Genomic DNA, 20632 nt, shown 5'->3' with positions numbered 1-20632 from the left:
CTGCACTGCAGCATCCGCTCGGCCACCGCGGTTTTAAGAATCGCTTAAGTCTTCGACGGCACCATCCGCAACCAGTACCCGATGGTTATCTCGAAAAGGAGGACAGCGATGAGCGCCGTAGAAGCACCCGCGGGCCGCCCGGCCGCGCCCCCTGCAAAGAAGACGATGCTGCGCCGCCTGCTCAGTCATCACGAAATCGCGACGTTGCTCGTGCTGCTGCATGCGCCGATCGGCGCGAACGCCAAAGCCGAATTGCCTGCGCTGCAGGAAGCCGGTCTCGTCGAGATGGTCAGGCTCGACCCCGATACGGCCCCCAGCTTCCGGCTGACCGAAGACGGCACGGCCGTCCTGAAAGGGCTCGGCTACCGCTGAGCCACGGTTTTCACCGCTTCCCCGCATCGCCCCGATCCTTCAGACCCGCCGGCCCGCCTGGCGCGACACTTCACCCTTCCCGATCCTGCAGCATCAGCCGATATTCCGTCGGCGTCATGCCGACCGTCGCCTTGAACTGGCGCGTGAACGCGCTGTGATCCGTATAACCGCATAGCGCCGCGACGTCGGTCACCTTGTCGTGCGTGACGAGCAGCGCCGTGGCCGCGTCGAGCCGCGTTTTCAGCAGCACCTGGCGCGGTGTCAGGTGAAACACCTTGTGGAAGTAGCGTTCGAGCTGCGCGACCGACATCCCGGCCATCTGCGCTAGCTGCTTCAGGTTCAGCGGCTGCACGTAGTGATCCTGGATGTGCTGCACCACGTCGGCGAGCTTGCTGTACGCCGGATGCGACCCCTCGTGCGCCTTCAGGTCGCGCGAGATGCCCGCGAGACCGACCACCTTGCCGGCCGCGTCGCGCAGCGGCTCCTTGCAGGTCAGGCACCAGCCCGGCTGGCGGCCCGGATACAGATGCAGCTCGAGCTGGTCCATCAGCTGCTGGCCGGCGGTGATCGTCGCCATGTCCTGCTCGAAATAGGTCCGGCCGAAGCGGCGCGGAAACACTTCGTCGGTCGTCTTGCCGAGCAGGTCGCGCTTGTCCTTGTAGCCGCAGCGCATCGCCAGCGTGCGGTTGACGAGCGCGTAGCGGCCGTTCGCGTCCTTCACGAAGAATGCAACGTCGGGCAGCGCGTCGAACACCGGCTCGAGCAGGCGGAAGTGCGCGAGCATCGCGCCGAGATCGGCGTTGTCGGGCTGGTAGCGCAGCGTGTCGGACAGGCTCATGGGCGGTGCGGCAAGGAAGGTCGTCATCCCGGCATCTGCGAAGGGAGTGGCTGATGGCGTCGATTATAGGAGCGCGCCCGAGAACACGTCGTGGCGATCTCGGGCAAGCGATCGGGCGGCTCGGTAAACGGCGGTCCGCGCAACGCGCCGCCGATCGGCGACGATTGGCGACGATCGGGTGGCCACATGCGTCGGCGCATCGTACGCCGTGCTGTTGTGCGCGCAACCACTGCGCCGCGCGCTTGCCGGGCGGCGTCGAATTCGCATCGGCCCGCTGCGTGGCGCCGGGCATCGGTCGGCAACGTCGGCGATATCGATGCACCCAACTGACGCCGAGGCAACCTGCGCCGGACCCGCCATCCTAAAAATGCCGGCGCGTCACGTCTTGGCGCGATTGCGCGTTCTACATGACGATTTCGGCATATATCAGGGTTATCGACGATATGCCGAAATCGTCGCCGGTCGCGCACCGAACGCGCAAGACGCGCGCATTTTCGCTATCTAGACTTCGATCAACGGTTACGAGACGACATCCCGCCAACACCACGCACGCCGATTCCGGCATAACCCGCGCGGCGCATGGCACACCCCGCACGGCTGTCGCAAAGGCCTGCAGACCGATACGTCTCGCCCGGTTTACCGCACCGGCCCGCTGGCCGGCGGCGGCCCAACCACGCCATCAAGGGGAAGTGAAAGTGAAGCTGAAGGTATCGCACGTCGCGCTGGCCGCTGCCTGCGCACTGTCGGGCGCACACGCCATCGCCGCCGACGTCGTCAAGATCGGTTTCGCCGCACCGCTGACGGGGCCGCAGTCGAACTACGGCACGGACATGCAGAAGGGCGTGCAACTCGCGATCGCCGATTTCAACGCGACGCATCCGACGATCGGTGGACAGCCGGTCACGTTCCAGCTCGACTCGCAGGACGACCAGGCCGACCCGCGCACCGGCACGACGGTCGCGCAGCGGCTGATCGACGACAACGTCCGCGGCGTCATCGGCCACTTCAACTCGGGCACGAGCATTCCGGCATCCGACCTGTACGATCGCGCGGGGCTGCCGCAAATCTCGATGGCGACGTCGCCGCAGTACACGGCGCGCGGCTACAAGACGACCTACCGGTTGCTGACGAGCGACGCGCAGGCCGGCCGCATCGTCGGCACGTACGCGGTGAAGACGCTGCGCTTCAAGCGCATCGCGATCATCGACGACCGCACGGCGTACGGCCAGGGCATCGCCGACGAATTCGCGAAGGCCGTGCAGGCCGCGGGCGGCACGATCGTCAAGCGCGACTTCACGAACGACAAGGCGCTCGACTTCTCGGCGATCCTGACCAACCTGAAGGGCCTCAACCCCGACGCGATCTTCTACGGCGGCGGCGACGCGCAGTCTTCGCCGATGATCCGCAAGATGCGCCAGCTCGGGATGAAGTCCGCCTTCGTGACCGGCGAGATGTCGCGCTCGCCGACGTTCCTGAAGGTCGGCGGCGACGCGGCCGAAGGCGCGATCGTCTACATGGGCGGGCTGCCGAAGGAAAAGATGCCGGGCTTCGCCGGCTACGCATCGCGCTACAAGGCACGCTTCAATGAAGACGTCATCACCTATTCGCCCTACTCGTACGACGGCACGATCGCGCTGCTCACCGCGATGAAGAACGCGAACTCGACCGACCCGAAGGTCTATACGCCGTATCTCGGCAAGGTGTCGATCAAGGGCGTGTCGGCGCCGAGCATCGCATACGACGCGAAGGGCGACCTGAAGGATGCGCCGGTGACGATCTACAAGGTCGAGCACGGCGCGTTCAAGCCGGTCGATACGATCGCCGGCAACTGATCGCGCAGTCCCTGTCACGTGCGGCGCGGCATGCGGTTCACCCGCCTGCCGCGCCGCGTGCGTTTCGGTTCGACGAAGTCCGAAGCATTCCTCGGCGCGGCACCGCGCGCGCGCATTTCGCGCTCCTGTAGAATCCCCCCACCCGCTTTGACGCTTCGTCTGCGTCGTGCCCCATCCCGGTGCGACGGTGCGTGTCGCGTGCCCCATCCGGCGCTCGGCACACGCTCGACGACGCAAGCCGCGCCTTGCCAGTCCATGCCGATAGCGGGTTCTGGAGACGCAGCACCGACAACAACATTCGAAAACCGATCGTCCTGACCATGCAAGCTTCCGAATTGAGCGGCGTGCCTCGCGCCGCCGAACGCGCGCTCACGCGCAGCGACTATAAAACTCTTGGCCTTGCCGCACTCGGCGGCGCCCTCGAGTTCTACGACTTCATCATCTTCGTGTTCTTCGCACCCGCGATCGGACAGCTGTTCTTCCCGCACGACATTCCCGACTGGCTGCGCCAGCTGCAGACGTTCGGCATCTTCGCGGCCGGTTATCTCGCGCGCCCGCTGGGCGGCGTGATCATGGCGCACTTCGGCGACCTGTTCGGCCGCAAGCGGATGTTCACGCTGAGCGTGCTGATGATGTCGGTGCCGACGCTGCTCATGGGCCTGCTGCCGACCTACGACTCGGTCGGCATCCTCGCGCCGGTGTTGCTGCTGCTGTTCCGCGTGCTGCAAGGCGCGGCGGTCGGCGGCGAAGTGCCGGGCGCATGGGTATTCGTGTCGGAGCACGTGCCGTCGCGCCACATCGGCTATGCGTGCGGCACGCTGACCGCGGGCCTCACGGCCGGCATCCTGCTCGGCTCGCTGGTCGCCGCCGGCATCAACAGCCGTTACTCGGGCGCCGAAGTCACCGCATTCGCCTGGCGCATTCCGTTCCTGCTCGGCGGCGTGTTCGGCCTGTTCTCCGTCTACCTGCGCCGCTGGCTGCACGAGACGCCGGTGTTCGCCGAGATGAAGGCGAAGAAGGCGCTCGCGGCCGAGATTCCGCTGAAGGCCGTGCTGCGCGACCACGGCCGCGCGGTGATCGTGTCGATGCTGCTCACGTGGATGCTGTCGGCGGCGATCGTCGTCGTGATCCTGATGACACCCGCGCTGCTGCAGAAGCAGTTTCACCTGACGCCCGCGACCACGCTGTTCGCGAACAGCGTCGCGACGCTGTGCCTGACGGCCGGCTGCATCACCGCCGGCTCGCTCGCGGGCTGGATCGGCGCGAAGCGCGTGCTCGGCATCGGCGGCCTCGTGCTGGCCGCGTGCTACTACCTGCTGTTCGCGCAGGTCGCGGCCGACGCGTCGACACTGCCGCTGTACTACGGAATTGCCGGCTTCACGGTCGGCACGATCGGTGCGGTGCCGTTCGTGATGGTCAAGAGCTTCCCCGCGGTCGTGCGCTTCTCGGGCATCTCGTTCTCGTACAACGTCGCGTATGCGATCTTCGGCGGCCTGACGCCGGTGATCGTGTCGCTGATGATGAAGTCGAACCCGCTCGCGCCGGTCGTGTACGTCGCGACGATCTGCGTGCTCGGCGCGATCGCCGTGCAGTTCTCGAAGGATGCGAAGGACCTGAAGGACGCACGCTGAACGCCGGCGCGCACGCGTCGGCCGGATGAACAAAGGGCCGAATCCCGCGGCGTGCGGAATTCGGCCCTTTTGTTTTGGTTCAGCGCGGCGCGCGACGTGTGTGCGTCGCGCCGTTCAGCCCGGCTCGACTCAGCGCAGCGCGCCGTACGACGAACTCGGCCGGCGCAGTGCGTCGACGCTCGCGCCGCCCGCACCGGTCACGAACAGCAGCAGGAACCCGCCGGCGATCGCGACGTTCTTCCAGAAGTGGATCACCATTTCGTGCTGGACCGCGGCGTCCGTTGCATCCCAGAAATTGTGGCCCACCATCGCGGTCGCGATCGTATAGAACGCCATCAGCAACGCGAGCGGCTTCACCTTGTAGCCGACGATCAGCAGCAGGCCGCCGAGTGCTTCGATCGTGACGACGACCGGGCCCATCACCTGCGGATAGGGCACGTTCAGCCCATGCAGATAACCGATGAAATCGCTGTAGCCGAGCAGCTTCATCACGCCGCCCCACAAGAACAACGCCGCCAGCGCCAGGCGCGCGAAAAAAATGACGCCGGAATCGACGGAACGCGTCATGCCTCTCTCCTCGTATGCAGTTCGGTCGTCCGCGCGGGGTGTGCCCGTGCGGTTCGGCGCCGCGCGGCCCTGTCGGGCCCGCGGCAAATGGGCCAGCATAGAGGGTCTTTTCGCGGTGTCCAAGAAAAAGGTTGTAGCAAATCTTTACGCTGCGGCGGCGACGCAAGCATGACGCGCCATGAAGAACGACGCCCGGCCGCCGCCGCGAATAAAGGGAACAGGCCCTAACCGGCATCGCTCAACAGCACGCCTTTCTTGAACAGGAAGCAGCCGTAGCCGCGCAGCTCGCCGGTGACGATCACCGCGTACGCCTGTTGCGCGCGCTCGTAGAACGCGAATCGATCGACGCCCGCGAGCGTCACGGCGCGCCCTTCCGCGCGATCGATTTCGGCCTGCACTTCACGCTGCACGGGCGGCACCGCGGCGGGGTCGCCGACCACTTCCATCCGCCATGCGGGCGTATCGACGAACGTGTCGAGCGGCAGCACGGACAGCACCGCGCGCGCGACGCGCGCCGAGTCGGCGCCGTCGATGCGCAGCGCGCGGCCGACCACCGTGTGCTCGGCGACGGACTCCGCGGGAAAATTCGCATCGCAAATCGCCACTTCATCTCCGTGGCCCATCGCGCGCAGCGTGTGCAGGATGTCGGCGTGCAGCAGAGGATCGAGATTCTTCAGCATGTGGGCAAATCTCCGGGATCGGGAACGAATTGCATAAGTTACCCGATCCCGGCGGCCACCGGGCGTGCATCGCTCACGTCACGATACCGCGGCCGGCATTTCGTCGATGAAACCCGTGACCGACTTCAGGCGGCCCGACGCATCGACGGTGCCGAAATCCGAACCCTTCACGATCGCCGCGCCGTCGGGCGACACGAGCGCCCACGAGAAGCGCAGGTGCTGGCCGAAGCCGTCGACGTCGGTCGTGCGGCGGAACCGGAACGCGGGGAAGCGCGCCTGCACCGCGGCGATCATCGTGTCGATGCCCGCGTGGCCGTCGCCGGCCATCAGCGGATCGCGATAGGCCGCGTCGCTCGCGTAGGTCGCATCGATCAGCGCGCGCCGGCGTGCGACGTCGGGCTCGTTCCAGGCGTCGAAATAGCGGTCGATCAGGTCGGCGTGAGCGGACTGGACGGTTTGGGCGGTGTTCATGCGAGGCTCCTAGTCTGGATGAAGGAAGGACAGCGCCGCGGACGTTTCGTGTTCGCGTGCCGCCATCGTCACCGGCCTCGCATGGGCGGTCGATTACGTTCGAGGTAAGGAAATCGCGCCGCCGCAATCAAGAACGGGCGCTCGAAGGCGCCCGCATCGTCTGCCATCGCAACCGCGCGTGTCAGGTCACCGGCGCCGGGTTGAACAGCGTCAGCGCATTCGCGAGCTTCCATTGCTCGGCCCAGGTGCGGCGCTTGCCGCTCGCGACATCGAGCATCAGCCGGAACAGCTCCCAGCCCACGTCCTCGATCGAGGCCGCGCCGGTCGCGATCTGCCCCGCGTCGAGATCCATCAGGTCGTGCCAGCGGCGCGCGAGATCGCTGCGCGTCGCGACCTTGATCACCGGCACCTGCGCGAGGCCGTATGGCGTGCCGCGGCCGGTCGTGAACACGTGCAGGTTCATCCCCGCCGCGAGCTGCAGCGTGCCGCAGATGAAATCGCTCGCGGGCGTCGCCGCGTACAGCAGCCCCTTCTGCCGCGCCCGATCGCCGGGCCGCACGACGCCGGCGATCGGCGCGCTGCCCGACTTCACGATCGAACCCATCGCCTTCTCGACGATGTTCGACAGGCCGCCCTTCTTGTTGCCGGGCGTCGTGTTCGCGCTGCGATCGACACGGCCGCGCTGCAGGTAGCGGTCGTACCAGTCCATCTCGCGGATGATCTCGCGGGCGACGTCCTCGTTCGCCGCGCGCGACGTGAGCTGCGCGACACCATCGCGCACTTCAGTCACTTCCGAGAACATGATCGTCGCGCCCGCGCGCACGAGCAGGTCGGCCGCGAAGCCGACCGCCGGGTTCGCGGTCAGCCCCGAGAATGCATCGCTGCCGCCGCACTGCACGCCGACGACGAGATCGGACGCCGGGCACGTCTCGCGACGGCGGCGGTTCAGCCGCTCGAGGTGCGATTCGGCCATCTTCATGATCGAGTCGATCATCGAGTTGAAGCCGACGTGCGCGGCATCCTGCAGGCACACCACGCCGCCGTTGTCCGTCGCGCCATCGGCCGCCAGCGGAATCGCGCCGGGTGGCAGCAGGCGCTCGGGCTGCAGCTTCTCGCAGCCGAGGCTCACCGTCATCACCTCGCCGCCGAAGTTCGGGTTCAGGCTGATGTTGCGCAGCGTGCGGATCGGGATGTCGGCATCGGGCGCATCGATCGCGACGCCGCAGCCATAGGTGTGCTCGAGCCCGACCACGTCGTCGACATTCGGGTAACGCGGCAGCAGTTCGTCCTTGATCCGCTTCACCGCATGCTCGACGACGCCCGACACGCACTGCACGGTCGTCGTGATCGCGAGGATGTTGCGCGTGCCGACCGAACCGTCCGGATTGCGGAAGCCCTCGAACGTATAGCCTTCGAGCGGCGCCAGCGGCGGCGCGGCACGGGTGGCGAGCGGCAGGTTGTCCAGCCCCGGCGGCTCGGGCATGCGCATCGTGCGCTCGTTGACCCAGCTGCCGCGGCGCAGCTCGGTGAGCGCGTAGCCGATCACGACGTTGTAGCGGACGATCGGGTCGCCGGCCGCAAGGTCGACCAGCGCGACCTTGTGCCCTTGCGGCACGCCTTCGCGCAGGGTCAGGCCGTCGGCGAACGTCGCGCCCTCGGGCAGGCCGCCGTCGTTGACGACGATCGCGACGTTGTCGTCGGGGTGCACGCGGATATAAAGCGGGGAAGCAGTCATCGGAATTCCTGGAAGGCCACCAGTCAAATCGTTAGTCATCATACGACATTCAACACCAACCGGGATGCTGCGTAAACCCTTATCCGGAAAGACCCTAACCCCCGCCCGCCAGCAAATCGCTTGCGTCACCTTTTGCCTCGTTGTACGATGACATACAACGACATCGCCAATATGGCTCGGATGCCGTACCCGACGAACCCAGCACTCGCGCTAGACGGACGACCCAACCATGACTTCACCGCAAGAACTCAAACAGATCATCTCCCACGGCCTGCTGTCGTTTCCGCTGACGGACTTCGACGCGGACGGCAGCTTCCGCCCGACCACCTATGCCGAGCGTCTGGAATGGCTGGCACCTTATGGCGCGACCGCGCTGTTCGCGGCCGGCGGCACCGGTGAATTCTTCTCGCTCACGCAGCGCGAGTATTCGGACGTGATCCGCGTCGCGACGGAAACCTGCAAGGGCAAGGTGCCGATCCTGGCCGGCGCCGGCGGCGCGACGCGCGTCGCGATCGAATACGCGCAGGAAGCCGAGCGCCTCGGCGCGAGCGGCGTGCTGCTGATGCCGCACTACCTGACCGAAGCCAGCCAGGAAGGCATCGCCGAGCACGTCGAGCAGGTGTGCCGCGCGCTGAAGATCGGCGTCGTGGTGTACAACCGCGCGAATTCGAAGCTGAACGCCGACATGCTCGAGCGCCTCGCCGATCGCTGCCCGAACCTGATCGGCTTCAAGGACGGCGTCGGCGAAATCGAGAGCATGGTCACGATCCGCCGCCGCCTCGGCGACCGCTTCGCGTATCTCGGCGGCCTGCCGACGGCCGAAGTCTACGCAGCCGCGTACAAGGCGCTCGGCGTGCCGGTGTACTCGTCGGCCGTGTTCAACTTCATCCCCAAGACGGCGATGGCGTTCTACGAAGCGATCGCGAAGGACGACCACGCAACGGTCGGCCGCCTGATCGACGAATTCTTCCTGCCGTACCTGCAGATCCGCAACCGTCGCGCGGGCTACGCGGTCAGCATCGTGAAGGCGGGCGCGAAGCTCGTCGGCCATGACGCTGGCCCGGTGCGCGCGCCGCTCGTCGACCTCACCGACGCCGAAATGGCCGAACTGGACGTGCTGATCAAGAAGATGGGCCCACAGTAAGCGCGTACGGCCGGCGCGGCGTCTTCGACGGCACCGCGACCGGTTTGTTGCCCGTGTTGCATCGCGGCCGGCACCTGCCGGCCGCGGTCGTTTGCAGCGGCGGCCATGCCACGCATCCCGCCGCGATGCGCGCGGTCACATCTGCGCGATGACGCCGATGATCCGGTGACGCACGTTGCCGAGCTTGATCCGGGTCGCCTCGATCTGCCCTTGCGCGCCCGCACGCACGCGTGCGTTCGACTCGTCACCGAGAATCTGCCGCAGCACGTCGCGATCGACGACCGCATCGAAGAACCGGCCGACCGTGATCGTTGCCGACTGCTTCGCGGCCAGAAGCGCGCTGTTGGCCTGCATCAGCGCTTCGGTGCGCAGGCCCTGGTCGTGTTCGTCGATGCCGCGGCGATGCTCGAGCGCGAACACCAGCGCTTCCATGTCCTGCCGGAAACGGCGCACGGCGAGGCCGAACATGAGCGAATGCGCGTCGGAGCCGGTAACGGGCCGCCCCTGGTTGATGGTCACGTCGAATTCGCTGCCGCCCAGGTCGCGCTGGAATTCCAGCAACGCATTCGCGAGCACGCGCCCTTCGCTGTACTGGCCGATCCGGCTGCGCACCGAATGCGCAACGTCGCCGATCGCCTTCCACAATCCGGCGGCGAACAGGTGGTCGCCGCGCTTGCTGATGTTCATCGGATGGTTCCCGCTTGGAATGTTGTGGTCTCTCAGGCTCGCCTGCGGGCCGTGCGGCCCGAGGCCCCGCTACTGTAGGAGAAATTCCGGTGACGCGGAAGCCATCATGAAAAAAGCGGAGGCAGCCAGCCGGCCGCCCCCGCTTTCATTCCTTCAGCATGCGGCCCGGCTTCGCGCCGCGCCGCCGCACCGTCACTCCGCCTTCCCGTCCCGCAGCCGCGGAATGCCGAGCGGATTGCTTTCCTGCAGCCCCTCCGGCAGCAGGTCGTCCGGGAAATCCTGATAGCACACGGGCCGCAGGAAACGCTCGATCGCGGTCGCGCCGACCGACGTGACGGCCGGGTTCGACGTCGCCGGGAACGGCCCGCCGTGCACCATCGCGTCGCACACTTCGACGCCGGTCGGATAGCCGTTGACGAGCAGGCGCCCGGCCTTGCGTTCGAGGATCGGCAGCAGGCGGCGCGCGAGCGGCTTGTCGTCGGCGTCCATCTGCAGCGTGGCCGTCAGCTGGCCCTCGAGTGCATCGAGCACGCGTGCGACTTCGTCGAGATCACGGCAGCGCACGATCAGCGATGCCGGTCCGAACACTTCGTGGCTGAACGCCGGCTCGGCCAGGAACGCCTGCGCGGCGACTTCGTACAGCGCGCCGCCTGCCTGGCATTCGGTCTGCGCCGCCTCGCCCGCGCCGATTTCGCGCACGCCCGGCAGTTCGGCCAGCGTGGCGCTGCCATTGCGATACGCGTCGGCGATGCCGCGCGTCAGCATCACGCCGGCCGGCTTCTTCGCGAGCGCCTGCGCGGCGACGGACTCGAAGCGATCGAGGTCGGGACCGTCGACCGCCAGCACGAGGCCCGGGTTCGTGCAGAACTGGCCGGTGCCGAGCGTCAGCGAATCGACGAAGCCGGTCGCGATCGCGTCGCCGCGGGCGGCCAGCGCGGCCGGGAACAGCACGACCGGGTTGATGCTGCTCATTTCCGCATAGACAGGAATCGGCTGCGGACGCGCGTTCGCGAGCTGCACGAGCGCCATGCCGCCCTGCCGCGACCCGGTGAAGCCGACGGCCTGCACCGCCGGATGGCTGACGAGCGCCGCGCCGATCACACGGCCGGGGCCGATCAGCAACGAGAACACGCCGGCCGGCATCCCGCATTGCGCCACCGCGGCGCGAATTGCGCGGCCGACCAGCTCGGACGTGCCGAGGTGCGCCTCATGGGCCTTCACGATCACCGGGCAGCCGGCCGCGAGGGCCGACGCGGTATCGCCGCCGGCCACCGAGAACGCAAGCGGGAAGTTGCTCGCGCCGAACACCGCGACGGGCCCGAGCCCGACCTTCTGCAGCCGCAGGTCCGAACGCGGCAGCGGCGTGCGTGCGGGCTGCGCGGGATCGATCGACGCGGCGAGGAAGCGCCCGTCGCGCACGACGCGCGCGAACAGCCGGAGCTGGCCGACAGTGCGGCCGCGCTCGCCCTGCAGCCGCGCGACGGGCAGCCCCGTTTCGGCGTGTGCGCGCTCGATCAGCGCGTCGCCGAGCGCGACGATCTGGTCGGCGATCGCTTCGAGAAACGCCGCGCGGGCCGCGAGCGGCTGCGCGCGGTACGCATCGAAGGCGTCGCGTGCGAGTTCGCACGCGCGCTCGACGTCGGCCTGCGTCGCGACGCCGAAGGCCGGCGCATCGATCCGTGCGCCCTTCGTCGGGTCGAACGCGTGCAAGGTACCGGCCGAGCCGGCTACCGCTTCGGCGCCGATCAGCATCTCTCCAGTCAGTTGCATGGGGTGTGCTCCGTGTTTCGGGAATGATGGTTCATTGTAGCTCAACAGATACGATGTCTGCTGACAGCATTTCATAAATCGTGCCGCCCGTCGATCTTGCCACACCCTGCATGAATCCCTTATTGATTCAGCTTTTGCCCACACTTTGACCAATTTGCATGGCTCCTCGAGGGAAAACCCGAGGTTTCTGAGCGCGACCAACCCTCATAAACTTCCACCCATGTTATACGACGACGTACATTAAAGTGTCCAATCAAACCGCTCCTCGCGATCTTCCGATCGACCTTGCGCGCACCGCGCGCCGCACCGCCGTGCGCTACTGGATCCTGGCGATGCTGTTCGTCGTCACGACGCTCAACTACGCGGACCGCGCGACGCTGTCGATCACCGGCACGCCGATCCGCAAGGCTTTCGGCATCGATCCGGTGACGATGGGCTACATCTTCTCGGCGTTCAGCTGGGCGTACGTGCTCGCGCAATTGCCGAGCGGCTGGCTGCTCGACCGCTTCGGCGCGCGCCGCGTGTATGCGACCAGCATCTTCCTGTGGTCGGCGTTCACGCTGCTGCAAAGCACGATCGGCCTCGGCGGCAGCGCCGCGTTCGCGGTGACCGCGCTGTTCGTGATGCGCTTCGCGGTCGGCATCGCCGAGGCGCCCGCGTTTCCCGCGAACGCGAAGGTCGTCGCGAGCTGGTTCCCGACCGCCGAGCGCGGCACGGCGTCGGCGATCTTCAATGCCGCGCAATATTTCGCGGCGGTGGTTTTCTCGCCGCTGATGGCGTGGCTCACGCATGCGTACGGCTGGCACCACGTGTACCTGTGGCTCGGCCTCGCCGGCATCGCGCTCGCGTTCCTGTGGCTGCGCGTGATGAAGGATCCGGTCGACCATCCGGCGGTGAACCGCGCAGAACTCGAGCACATCGAGCAAGGCGGCGGCCTCGTGCGCACCACGGACCGATCGACCGGGGCGCGCGGCGCCGGCGCGGGAACGGCATCCGGAGGCCGCCGCGTCGCGGGCTGGTACTACGTGCGCCAGCTGCTGTCGAACCGGATGCTGCTCGGCGTCTATCTCGGCCAGTACTGCGTGAACGTGCTCACGTATTTCTTCCTGACGTGGTTCCCCATCTACCTCGTACAGGCGCGCGGAATGTCGCTGCTGAAGGCCGGCTTCATGACGTCGCTGCCGGCGATCTGCGGGTTCCTCGGCGGCGTGCTCGGCGGGATACTGTCGGACATGCTGATCCGCCGCGGCGTGTCGCTGACGCTCGCGCGCAAGATCCCGATCGTCGGCGGAATGCTGCTGTCGATGGTGATCATCGGCTGCAATTACGTCGACAGCGAAGCGCTGGTGATCGTGCTGATGGCCGTGTCGTTCTTCGGCAAGGGAATCGGTTCGCTCGGCTGGGCCGTCGTCGCGGACACCGCGCCGAAGGAAGCAATCGGCCTGTCGGGCAGCCTGTTCAACATGTTCGGCAACACGGCCGGCATCGTCGCGCCGATCGCGATCGGCTACCTGGTCGGCGCGAGCGGCTCGTTCAACGGCGCGCTCGTGTTCGTCGGACTGAACGCGCTCGTCACGGTGCTCAGCTATCTCGTGATCGTGAAGGACATCAAGCGCGTCGAGCTGCGTCATCGCGACGCGTGACCTTCGGCGGGAATGGTGGGAAAACGACGGCGGCCGCGCATGAGCGGCCGCCGTTCTTACATCGCTCAGGCTGCAGAATGGGCGACGCGCAGCATGTCATGCACGCCGGACGTCATCAGCGCGAGAAACGCGAGCAGGCCGACGTAGAAAAGCGCGTAGGTCGTCTTCGTCTCCACCGACGTCGTGTAGTACGCGCGGTTCTCCGGCGCGTCGGGATCGTAGCGCCAGGCACGTTTCAACTGCGGCAGCGCGAGGATCGCCATCACGATCAGGAGCGGGCTCGGCCGATACGCGAACAGCGCGATCAGCACGGGCACGCCCGCAAACCAGATGCGCGGCGACAGCACCGCCGTGATGCGGCCGCCGTCGAACGGCGACAGCGGAATCATGTTGAACAGGTTCAGGAAGAAGCCCGTATAGGCGAGCGCGAGCAGCAGATTGCTGTCGAAGTGCCGCGCGGCCGCGTAGCAGGCCAGCGCGCCGAGCGTGCCGACGAACGGCCCGGCCAGCCCGACGTACGCTTCGGTTTCGGCGTCGTGCGGCATCTCCTTCAGCTGGATCCACGCGCCGACGAACGGAATGAACGTCGGCAGCCCGACGTCGAGCCCGCGCCGCTGCGCGGCCACGTAGTGACCGGCTTCGTGGACCAGCAGCAGCGCAACGAAACCGGCCGCGAAGCGCCACCCGTAGAACAGCGCGTAGACGGCGATCGACGCCAGCATGGTGCCCGCCGACATGAGCACCTTGCCGAGCTTCAGGCCGCCGAAGATCAGCAGCAGCAGCTTCGTCATTCCTTGCGCTCCGTGCCGGACACGGCGGCTGCGTCGGTTGCATCGGCGACGACCGGCACGGCTGCCGGCTTCGGCTTGCGCCCGAAGAAGCGCTTCAGCGCCGCGCCGCCCGCCAGCAGCGCGACCGCGCCGATCTTGAAGAACTTCACGGCGAACGCGCCGATCAGCGCGAGCAGCCCGAGCTTCTTCGCGCCGACGCCGACGATCAGCGCCGCGAGCCCGTACTCGGCGACGTGGTCGGTCGACTTGTTGAAATCGGCATAGCGCTTGCCGTCGTTGAAGCGGATGTTCGCGAGCAGGCCGTCGGCCGAGGCCTTGTACTTCGGCAGATCGGCGAGCGTCGACGCCATCGTCAGCGACAGGTAGCCGTCGCGGCCGAGCACGAGCGTCCGGTAGTTCACGCCGTCGCTCTCCGCGTTCGCGGCCGCACCCTTGTCGCGGATGATCGCGGACCACACGAGCCGGTGCGTGGCGGCGTCGTACGCGGGCGCCTGCGCCCAGCCGACCACCTCGGTCTCGGGCAGCCCGCGCTCCTTGCGCGCCGGGTTGTTTTCCTCGGTGCCGGCCTGCAGGCTCTTCAGCAATTCGTCGGGTTTCCAGTCCTTCGCGTCGTCGTCGCGAATGTAGCCGCTCGGCTCGAAGGACACGACCGAGATCCAGTCGGCGTCCGGGTCCTCGGGCAGCACGAGGCCGACCAGCTTCGATTCGTCGATCGAGTTGCCCATCGAGCGCAGGTAGCGGCCGGCTTCGGCGGCCGGCACGAACGATTCGCCTTCCTTCAGCTTCAGCACGGCTTCGTGCTTGACGTCGATATCGGCCGGCCCGTTCACGACGGCTTTGTTGGCGGCCGCGGCGGCGGCCCTCATTTCGACCTGCGCGGCTTCGGTCTGCGCATGGCCGCTGGTTGCGGCGAGCGCGAGCATCGCCACGCAGGCGACGCGGACGGCGAGTTTTTTCATTGTTGGATTCCCCTGGAATGCCTTGTTGTGAATGTGCGCGGCATCCGGCCCGGGGCGTTGTGGTCGCGGGTCCGGCACCGCCTCTCAGGTGGCACGGGGGCTATGGTATCGCAGCGTCGGGGCCGCGCCGGGCACGAAATGCGGGGGCGGAGGGACGCCTCGGGCGGCCGCGGGCGGAGTCGGCGATGCACACCCGATACACATCGATCCGGAATGCTTACGTCGCAGGTAATGTCCGGGGCACGCGGGATTGCCTATCATCCTCGTCATGAACTCGACCGCCGCCCTTCAATCGCTCCCCCCGTCAGCCGGACGCGCGTCCGGCATCGGCTCGCTGCTGCGCACCTGGCGTCAACGCCGGCGCCTTAGCCAGATGGCCCTCGCGCTGGAGGCCGAGGTGTCCGCGCGGCACCTGAGCTTCGTCGAATCGGGGCGGGCACAGCCGAGCCGGGAGATGGTGCTGCATCTCGCCGAGCGCCTCGACGTGCCGCTGCGCGAGCGCAATGCGCTGCTCGTCGCGGCCGGCTATGCGCCGCTGTTTCGCGAGCGGCCCTTCTCCGATCCGCAGCTCGATGCGGCGCGCCACGCGGTCGAAGCCGTGCTGCGCGGCCACGAGCCCTACCCGGCACTCGCGGTGGATCGCCACTGGACGCTGCTCGCCGCGAACCGGATGCTCGGCGCGCTGGTCGCGCAGGCCGATCCGGCGCTTCTGCAGCCGCCCGTCAACGTGCTGCGCCTGAGCCTGCATCCTGACGGCCTCGCGCCGCAGATCGTCAACTGGCACGAATGGCGCGCGCATATCCTGCACCGGCTGCAACGGCAAATCGACGCGAGCGGCGACCGCACGCTGCACGCGCTGCGCGACGAGCTCGCCGCCTATCCGGCTCCGGCCGGCCAGCCCGACGATTCGCACGCACGCACCGATTTCGCGGATATCGCCGTGCCGCTTCGGCTGCGCACGGCGAGCGGCGAGCTGACGTTCTTCAGCACGACGACGGTGTTCGGCACGCCGGTCGACGTGACGCTGTCGGAACTCGCGATCGAGGCGTTTTTCCCCGCGAATCCGGAAACAGTGGATGCGATGCGGGCGCTGGCGGACGCGCTGCCGGCGCAGTAACGCCACGACAACACCGACCAGGCGGTTTCGACGCATGGATACCTGCGTCGAGTGGACGGCCTGCAAGCGAAGGTCGATGCCGCCTGTCGCGTGAGCAAATGCGTTCGGGCAGCGCCGCCCTCTCCTCGTCACCGGCCCGCCCGTGATCATCGGGCAACCGGCTGCTCGGCACGGGGAATCCCTTGCCGTTTCCTCATGCACACCCCCGAACGAATGTCCGCCGAAACATAGCGTTCAGCGGCTGCGGCAAACATGTGCGCCACTCAAACCCATCAAAATGCGTCGTCGCGACCCGAGCTTCGGATTCGCGAAGTTTTTGACGTAGCCGTGACGACAGCAAGCAAGTAACCGCAATCCGTGCCCGGCTCCCATCGCGTCGAGACCGACGAATGTTCAATTTTGTTAGTAGACCTTTCATTTTTACAGATCGAAAAATCGATGCCTGTCACGAAAGAGACACGAACGAATCGATGCGACCGGGATATCGCGAGCGGAGCCATGCAAACCGCAACACGATTTTTACATCGAGCTCAGGAAAACAAATGAACAAGCATCAACGAGGGTTGGGAAATTCCGTACAACGCGCACCGCGCAAGTCGAAGGTCGCGCTTGCCGTCACGGTCAGCGCAGCCATGGCCGCATTCGCCGTTTCCGCGCCCGCGCGAGCCGACTATGTGCAGAACGGCACGTCGACCGAAACGTCGGCGGGCTGCGTCGGCAACATCGCCATTTCGGGCAGCAGCACGTATCCGGCCGCGGCAACCGGCTGCGACAACATCGCGATCGGCACGGCGGCCGTCGCGAATTCGGGCTCGTCGACCGGCGCCTATAGCGAGACCGTCGCGATCGGCCGCATGGCGGCCGCAACCGGGACGTTCGCGACGGCCGTCGGCGGAAACGCCGTGGCAACCGGGGACCAGGCGACGGCGATCGGGACGGCTTCGAGCGCAGTTGGCACCCAGGCCACGGCGGTCGGTAACGGCGCGATCGCGAACGGCGCCACGGCGTCCGCCTTCGGTCAGGGCGCATTCGCCGTCGACCAGTCGACAGCGGTCGGCCAAAGCGCGAGCGCCACCACGACGTTCTCGACCGCCGTGGGCAAGGGCAGCATTGCAGCGGGCGGTACGGCCCTCGGCTTCCAGGCAAATGCCGGCGCGGCCGATGCGGTCGCGCTCGGTGTCGACAGCTCGGCATCCGCGACGGGCAGCGTCGCCATTGCCCGTGCGACGGCCTCCGCCGTGAACGCGGTCGCCATCGGCGAAGGGGCGAACGCCGCCGACGCGAATTCCGTCGCACTGGGCTCGAATGCGACCACGCGCGCCTATACGACCGTCAACAGCGTGGCGCTCAACGGCGTGACCTACAGCGGCTTCGCGGGCACGCCGGTGGGCGTGGTCAGCGTCGGCAGCGCGGGCGCCGAGCGTCAGATCGTCAACGTCGCGGCCGGAGCAATCAGCGCGACCAGCACGGATGCGGTGAACGGCTCGCAGCTCTTCTCGATCGCCAATCAGGTGTCGACGCTGACGGCGGACCTGGCCAATCTCACGACGACCGTCGGCAAGATCTCGTCCAGCGTCCCGAGCGGCACGGTGACGGACCCGACGGACACCGCGATCGGCCCGAATACGTCGGTCACCGCGGCGAACGGCACAGCGGTCGGCAACGGCTCGAACGTCTCGGGCGACAACGGTACGGCTGTCGGCACGAATTCGAAAGTCACGGCGGCAAACGGAACGGCAATCGGCACGGGCTCGAATGTGTCCGGCACGGACTCGACCGCCATCGGCACGAACAGCCGGGCCACGGCGAACAACGCGGTGGCGCTGGGCGCGAATTCGGTTGCCGATCGGGACAACACGGTGTCGATCGGTTCACCCGGTGCCGAGCGCCAGTTGACCAACGTGGCGGACGGCACCGCGCCGACTGATGGCGTGAACGTGCGCCAATTGAACGGGGCGATCAACTCGGTGCGCGAGGAAATGTCGAAGTACCGCAAGGACGCGAACGCGGGCACGGCGAGCGCGATCGCGATGGCGAACCTGCCGCAAGCCGTGCTGCCTGGCGAGAAGGTCGTCGCGCTCGGCGGCGGCACGTACGGCGGTCAAAGCGCCATGGCGGTCGGCTTGTCCGTTGCGACGACGAAATGGCTCGTCAAAGGCTCGGTCACGACGGCGGTATCGGGTCACGGCTCGTTCGGCGCCGGCGCGGGCGTCGGCTACCGCTGGTAATCGGGCTGCGGCAGCGACGCGTCAGGACGCTGTTCCTGACGCCGGGCGGTCAGCCATCGGCGCCACGGCGCAGATGGCTGACCGTCGTCACGTATACAGCGACGCCTGCGGCAATTCCCCCGTCAACGCGAACCGGCCGACGTCGCGCAGCCGGTAGTCGAGCGGATCGTGCAGCGTATGCGTGCGCGCGTTGCGCCAGAAGCGGTCGAGGCCGAGCGACGCGGCCGTCGCGCGCGCGCCGCACGCATCGAACAGCGCCTCGCCGTTGTCGAGCGCTGCCCGCTGCGCGACGATCTTCGCTTCCGACACCGCGAGCGCCACTTCGGCACGTTCGTCGGCCGTCAGCGCGTCGCGCCGCGCCCACGCGTGCTGCAACGCAATTGCCGCGCGATCGGCCAGCGACGCGGCGGCAACCCCACGCACGCGCATGTCGCCGAAACGCTGCAGCGTGTATGGATCGTCTTCGGCCCGCTCGACGTCCGAGTGAATCCACGGGCGCCCATGCTGCCGCACGTACTCGCGCGCCTCGGCCAGCGCGCCCTCCGCAAGCCCGACGAACAGGTTCGTCAATACGAGTTGCGACACCAGCGTGCGCAGCGTCGCGCGCGGCGTCGGCGGCGTCTCGGACCGGTGCAGTACGTCGTCCGGCGCGAGCGTCACGCCGTCGAAGCGCACGCTGCCGCTGTCGGTCTGGCGCTGGCCGACGGGATCCCAGTCGTCGTTGACGGTGATCCCGTCGCGATCGGTCGGCACGACGCCGAATACGGCGCGGCCCGTTTCCGGATCGTGCGCGGACACGGTCATCCGCTGCGAGCCGCGCGTGCCCGAGCAGAATCCCTTCACGCCGTCGAGCCGGTAGCCGCCGTCCGGCGTCGCGGTCGCCACCAGCCGCGTGTCGAGCGGGTTCACCGCATTGCCCCACCACCAGCGATGCTCGACCGTGCCGCGCAGAAAGCGTTCGCGCTGCGCCGCACTGCCCCACACGTCGACGCTCACCACCTGCAGGATCTGGAACCCGACCAGATGCGCGAGCGCGCTGTCGACGCGCGCGATCCGCCGGATCGTGTCGTAGATCGCGGGCCACTCGGCTTCCTGGCCGCCGAATTCGCGCGGCACCGCGAGCGTCAGCAGGCCTGCGTCGGCGAGCCGCTGCTTCTCGTCGGCCGCATGACCGCCAGCGCGGTCGCGCGCGACGGCCGTCGCACGCAGCGCGTCGATCGCACGCGCCAGCGCATCGGCGCTGATCGCGCGTGCGTCGGCGTCCGGCGCCAGCTTCGCCAGGCTGCCAGGATCGTTCATGCGACGGCTTCCTGTGCAAGCGTTGCGTGCGCAACGGCGTCGTTCGACAGCGGCACCAGCGCGCCGAGTCGGCGGCCGGTCAGCCGCGACAGGATCTCGCGCCGCCAGTCGTCGTAGATCGCGCGGTATTCGGCGATATCGGCACCGAACACGTGCGCGGTATGCGCGTATTCGTCGTGCAGATAACCGTCGAGCCGTGCCTGCGTTTCCTCGTCGGCCGCGATCACGCGATCGATCAGCACGTCGCGCTCGGCGGCCGGCAGCGTCTTCAACCTGTCGAACCACCACTGGACGATCTGCACGCGATGCCACTCCTCGTCCGGGCGAATCCGATTTTCGCCATGCTCGCGCATCGCGCCATCCGCGATGCGGCCGGTCTTGCGCTGGATCCACAGCTTCGCGAGGATGTGCAGTTCGTAATGCCATTCGAACGCGAGAAAGCCCGCGACGTCGCGCACCGCGATATCGCCGATACGTTCCCAGTGCGCGGCGACGAGCCGCTCGACTTCCGGCAGCGGATCGCGGCCGGTCAGTTCGGTCACGCGTTCGCGACCAATCACGGCGTGCGCGCCGTCGTCGCCGAGCTGACGCGACAGGATCAGCTGAAAGTGCGGGTCGTCGCGGAACAGCGTGTCGATCGCCTTCGCGACGACCTGAACGATGAACAGGTCGTGCGACGCCATCTTCGTGTAGTAGTCGGCGACGGCGGCCAGTTCGTCTTCATCGCGCGGCTCGCGCGGCGGTGTCGCCAGCTTGTCCGGGAAGCCGGGACGATGACGTCGCGCGACGTCCAGAAACAGCGCTTCCTCGAATTGTCCGTTCCATTCGCGCGGCGCGCCGGTGGGTAAGGTCATGGGTATCGTTCTCT

At 67.5% G+C, this 20632-nt stretch carries 18 protein-coding genes; 7 read left to right on the top strand and 11 right to left on the bottom strand.

Annotated features, from left to right (window positions below):
* Nucleotides 1-108: 108 nt before the first annotated feature.
* Complete coding sequence (locus WS66_RS01485) at nt 109-372, top strand: hypothetical protein (protein WP_059599117.1); 264 nt, start codon at nt 109-111, stop codon at nt 370-372.
* Nucleotides 373-442: 70 nt separating this feature from the next.
* On the opposite strand, the gene WS66_RS01480 is transcribed toward WS66_RS01485, so the two are convergent.
* Entirely contained in the window at nt 443-1237 is a 795-nt protein-coding gene (locus tag WS66_RS01480; RefSeq protein ID WP_059599116.1) for an AraC family transcriptional regulator, read from the bottom strand.
* A 668-nt stretch (nt 1238-1905) separates the two neighbouring features.
* Between WS66_RS01480 and WS66_RS01470 the strand changes: the two genes are divergently transcribed.
* Both WS66_RS01470 and WS66_RS01465 read left to right on the top strand, forming a co-directional pair.
* Nucleotides 1906-3042, top strand: a complete 1137-nt coding sequence (locus tag WS66_RS01470) for a branched-chain amino acid ABC transporter substrate-binding protein (protein WP_059599114.1) — start codon at nt 1906-1908, stop codon at nt 3040-3042.
* Nucleotides 3043-3362: 320 nt separating this feature from the next.
* The gene (locus WS66_RS01465) at nt 3363-4673 is read left to right on the top strand and encodes an MFS transporter (RefSeq protein ID WP_059599113.1); all 1311 of its coding nucleotides are present in this window, start codon (nt 3363-3365) and stop codon (nt 4671-4673) included.
* Between the two features lie 129 nt (nt 4674-4802).
* Here WS66_RS01465 and WS66_RS01460 read toward each other — a convergent pair whose 3' ends face one another.
* The 4 genes from WS66_RS01460 to garD all read right to left on the bottom strand — a co-directional run bounded on the left by WS66_RS01460 (nt 4803) and on the right by garD (nt 8126).
* Nucleotides 4803-5240 (bottom strand): DoxX family protein, encoded by a 438-nt coding sequence (locus WS66_RS01460; protein ID WP_059599112.1) that lies wholly within the window; start codon nt 5238-5240, stop codon nt 4803-4805.
* Between the two features lie 224 nt (nt 5241-5464).
* Nucleotides 5465-5920: an RbsD/FucU family protein gene (locus WS66_RS01455; RefSeq protein WP_059599111.1), complete on the bottom strand. Its 456-nt coding sequence runs from the start codon at nt 5918-5920 to the stop codon at nt 5465-5467.
* Between the two features lie 78 nt (nt 5921-5998).
* Nucleotides 5999-6391 carry a nuclear transport factor 2 family protein gene (locus WS66_RS01450; RefSeq protein WP_059599110.1) on the bottom strand — a complete coding sequence of 131 codons (393 nt, stop codon included), beginning with the start codon at nt 6389-6391 and terminating at the stop codon, nt 5999-6001.
* A 181-nt stretch (nt 6392-6572) separates the two neighbouring features.
* Nucleotides 6573-8126 carry a galactarate dehydratase gene (gene garD / locus WS66_RS01445; protein WP_059599109.1) on the bottom strand — a complete coding sequence of 518 codons (1554 nt, stop codon included), beginning with the start codon at nt 8124-8126 and terminating at the stop codon, nt 6573-6575.
* 229 nt (nt 8127-8355) lie between these two features.
* Between garD and kdgD the strand changes: the two genes are divergently transcribed.
* Nucleotides 8356-9270: a 5-dehydro-4-deoxyglucarate dehydratase gene (gene kdgD / locus WS66_RS01440; RefSeq protein WP_059599108.1), complete on the top strand. Its 915-nt coding sequence runs from the start codon at nt 8356-8358 to the stop codon at nt 9268-9270.
* A gap of 135 nt (nt 9271-9405) precedes the next feature.
* On the opposite strand, the gene WS66_RS01435 is transcribed toward kdgD, so the two are convergent.
* Nucleotides 9406-9957 carry a hypothetical protein gene (locus tag WS66_RS01435; RefSeq protein WP_059599107.1) on the bottom strand — a complete coding sequence of 184 codons (552 nt, stop codon included), beginning with the start codon at nt 9955-9957 and terminating at the stop codon, nt 9406-9408.
* A gap of 192 nt (nt 9958-10149) precedes the next feature.
* On the bottom strand, nt 10150-11727 hold the full coding sequence (locus WS66_RS01430; RefSeq protein WP_059599106.1) for an aldehyde dehydrogenase (NADP(+)): 1578 nt from the start codon (nt 11725-11727) through the stop codon (nt 10150-10152).
* Nucleotides 11728-11972: 245 nt separating this feature from the next.
* On the opposite strand from WS66_RS01430, the gene WS66_RS01425 reads away from it, so the two are divergent.
* Nucleotides 11973-13370 (top strand): MFS transporter, encoded by a 1398-nt coding sequence (locus WS66_RS01425; RefSeq protein ID WP_059599105.1) that lies wholly within the window; start codon nt 11973-11975, stop codon nt 13368-13370.
* 65 nt (nt 13371-13435) lie between these two features.
* Here the strand turns inward: WS66_RS01425 and WS66_RS01420 are convergent, their stop codons facing one another.
* Together WS66_RS01420 and WS66_RS01415 are read right to left on the bottom strand one after the other, a co-directional pair.
* On the bottom strand, nt 13436-14161 hold the full coding sequence (locus WS66_RS01420; RefSeq protein ID WP_059599104.1) for a site-2 protease family protein: 726 nt from the start codon (nt 14159-14161) through the stop codon (nt 13436-13438).
* On the bottom strand, nt 14158-15120 hold the full coding sequence (locus WS66_RS01415; RefSeq protein ID WP_059599103.1) for a DUF2167 domain-containing protein: 963 nt from the start codon (nt 15118-15120) through the stop codon (nt 14158-14160). The genes WS66_RS01420 and WS66_RS01415 overlap by 4 nt, the downstream gene beginning before the upstream one ends.
* 268 nt (nt 15121-15388) lie before the next feature.
* On the opposite strand from WS66_RS01415, the gene WS66_RS01410 reads away from it, so the two are divergent.
* Both WS66_RS01410 and WS66_RS01405 read left to right on the top strand, forming a co-directional pair.
* Entirely contained in the window at nt 15389-16237 is an 849-nt protein-coding gene (locus tag WS66_RS01410) for a helix-turn-helix domain-containing protein (protein WP_059599102.1), read from the top strand.
* Between the two features lie 542 nt (nt 16238-16779).
* Nucleotides 16780-18465 carry a YadA family autotransporter adhesin gene (locus WS66_RS01405; protein WP_059599101.1) on the top strand — a complete coding sequence of 562 codons (1686 nt, stop codon included), beginning with the start codon at nt 16780-16782 and terminating at the stop codon, nt 18463-18465.
* Between the two features lie 87 nt (nt 18466-18552).
* On the opposite strand, the gene WS66_RS01400 is transcribed toward WS66_RS01405, so the two are convergent.
* Both WS66_RS01400 and WS66_RS01395 read right to left on the bottom strand, forming a co-directional pair.
* Nucleotides 18553-19764, bottom strand: coding sequence for an acyl-CoA dehydrogenase family protein (locus tag WS66_RS01400; RefSeq protein WP_059599100.1), 1212 nt, complete (start codon nt 19762-19764; stop codon nt 18553-18555).
* Nucleotides 19761-20618 (bottom strand): hypothetical protein, encoded by an 858-nt coding sequence (locus tag WS66_RS01395; RefSeq protein ID WP_059599099.1) that lies wholly within the window; start codon nt 20616-20618, stop codon nt 19761-19763. Before WS66_RS01395 ends, WS66_RS01400 begins: the two co-directional genes overlap by 4 nt.
* Nucleotides 20619-20632 lie beyond the last annotated feature (14 nt).

Source organism: Burkholderia sp. LA-2-3-30-S1-D2 (assembly GCF_001523915.2).
Lineage (GTDB): Bacteria > Pseudomonadota > Gammaproteobacteria > Burkholderiales > Burkholderiaceae > Burkholderia > Burkholderia diffusa.
This window is presented reverse-complemented; position numbering and strand designations above follow the sequence as displayed.

What these genes read in the sequence shown, in the direction of transcription:
- WS66_RS01450 (WP_059599110.1), bottom strand. Translation starts at nt 6,391, where the DNA reads ATGAACACCGCCCAAACCGTCCAGTCCGCTCACGCCGACCTGATCGAC.
- garD (WP_059599109.1), bottom strand. Translation starts at nt 8,126, where the DNA reads ATGACTGCTTCCCCGCTTTATATCCGCGTGCACCCCGACGACAACGTC.
- WS66_RS01415 (WP_059599103.1), bottom strand. Translation starts at nt 15,120, where the DNA reads ATGAAAAAACTCGCCGTCCGCGTCGCCTGCGTGGCGATGCTCGCGCTC.
- WS66_RS01395 (WP_059599099.1), bottom strand. Translation starts at nt 20,618, where the DNA reads ATGACCTTACCCACCGGCGCGCCGCGCGAATGGAACGGACAATTCGAG.
- WS66_RS01460 (WP_059599112.1), bottom strand. Translation starts at nt 5,240, where the DNA reads ATGACGCGTTCCGTCGATTCCGGCGTCATTTTTTTCGCGCGCCTGGCG.
- WS66_RS01400 (WP_059599100.1), bottom strand. Translation starts at nt 19,764, where the DNA reads ATGAACGATCCTGGCAGCCTGGCGAAGCTGGCGCCGGACGCCGACGCA.
- WS66_RS01455 (WP_059599111.1), bottom strand. Translation starts at nt 5,920, where the DNA reads ATGCTGAAGAATCTCGATCCTCTGCTGCACGCCGACATCCTGCACACG.
- WS66_RS01465 (WP_059599113.1), top strand. Translation starts at nt 3,363, where the DNA reads ATGCAAGCTTCCGAATTGAGCGGCGTGCCTCGCGCCGCCGAACGCGCG.
- WS66_RS01410 (WP_059599102.1), top strand. Translation starts at nt 15,389, where the DNA reads ATGAACTCGACCGCCGCCCTTCAATCGCTCCCCCCGTCAGCCGGACGC.
- WS66_RS01420 (WP_059599104.1), bottom strand. Translation starts at nt 14,161, where the DNA reads ATGACGAAGCTGCTGCTGCTGATCTTCGGCGGCCTGAAGCTCGGCAAG.
- kdgD (WP_059599108.1), top strand. Translation starts at nt 8,356, where the DNA reads ATGACTTCACCGCAAGAACTCAAACAGATCATCTCCCACGGCCTGCTG.
- WS66_RS01405 (WP_059599101.1), top strand. Translation starts at nt 16,780, where the DNA reads ATGAACAAGCATCAACGAGGGTTGGGAAATTCCGTACAACGCGCACCG.
- WS66_RS01435 (WP_059599107.1), bottom strand. Translation starts at nt 9,957, where the DNA reads ATGAACATCAGCAAGCGCGGCGACCACCTGTTCGCCGCCGGATTGTGG.
- WS66_RS01430 (WP_059599106.1), bottom strand. Translation starts at nt 11,727, where the DNA reads ATGCAACTGACTGGAGAGATGCTGATCGGCGCCGAAGCGGTAGCCGGC.
- WS66_RS01485 (WP_059599117.1), top strand. Translation starts at nt 109, where the DNA reads ATGAGCGCCGTAGAAGCACCCGCGGGCCGCCCGGCCGCGCCCCCTGCA.
- WS66_RS01480 (WP_059599116.1), bottom strand. Translation starts at nt 1,237, where the DNA reads ATGACGACCTTCCTTGCCGCACCGCCCATGAGCCTGTCCGACACGCTG.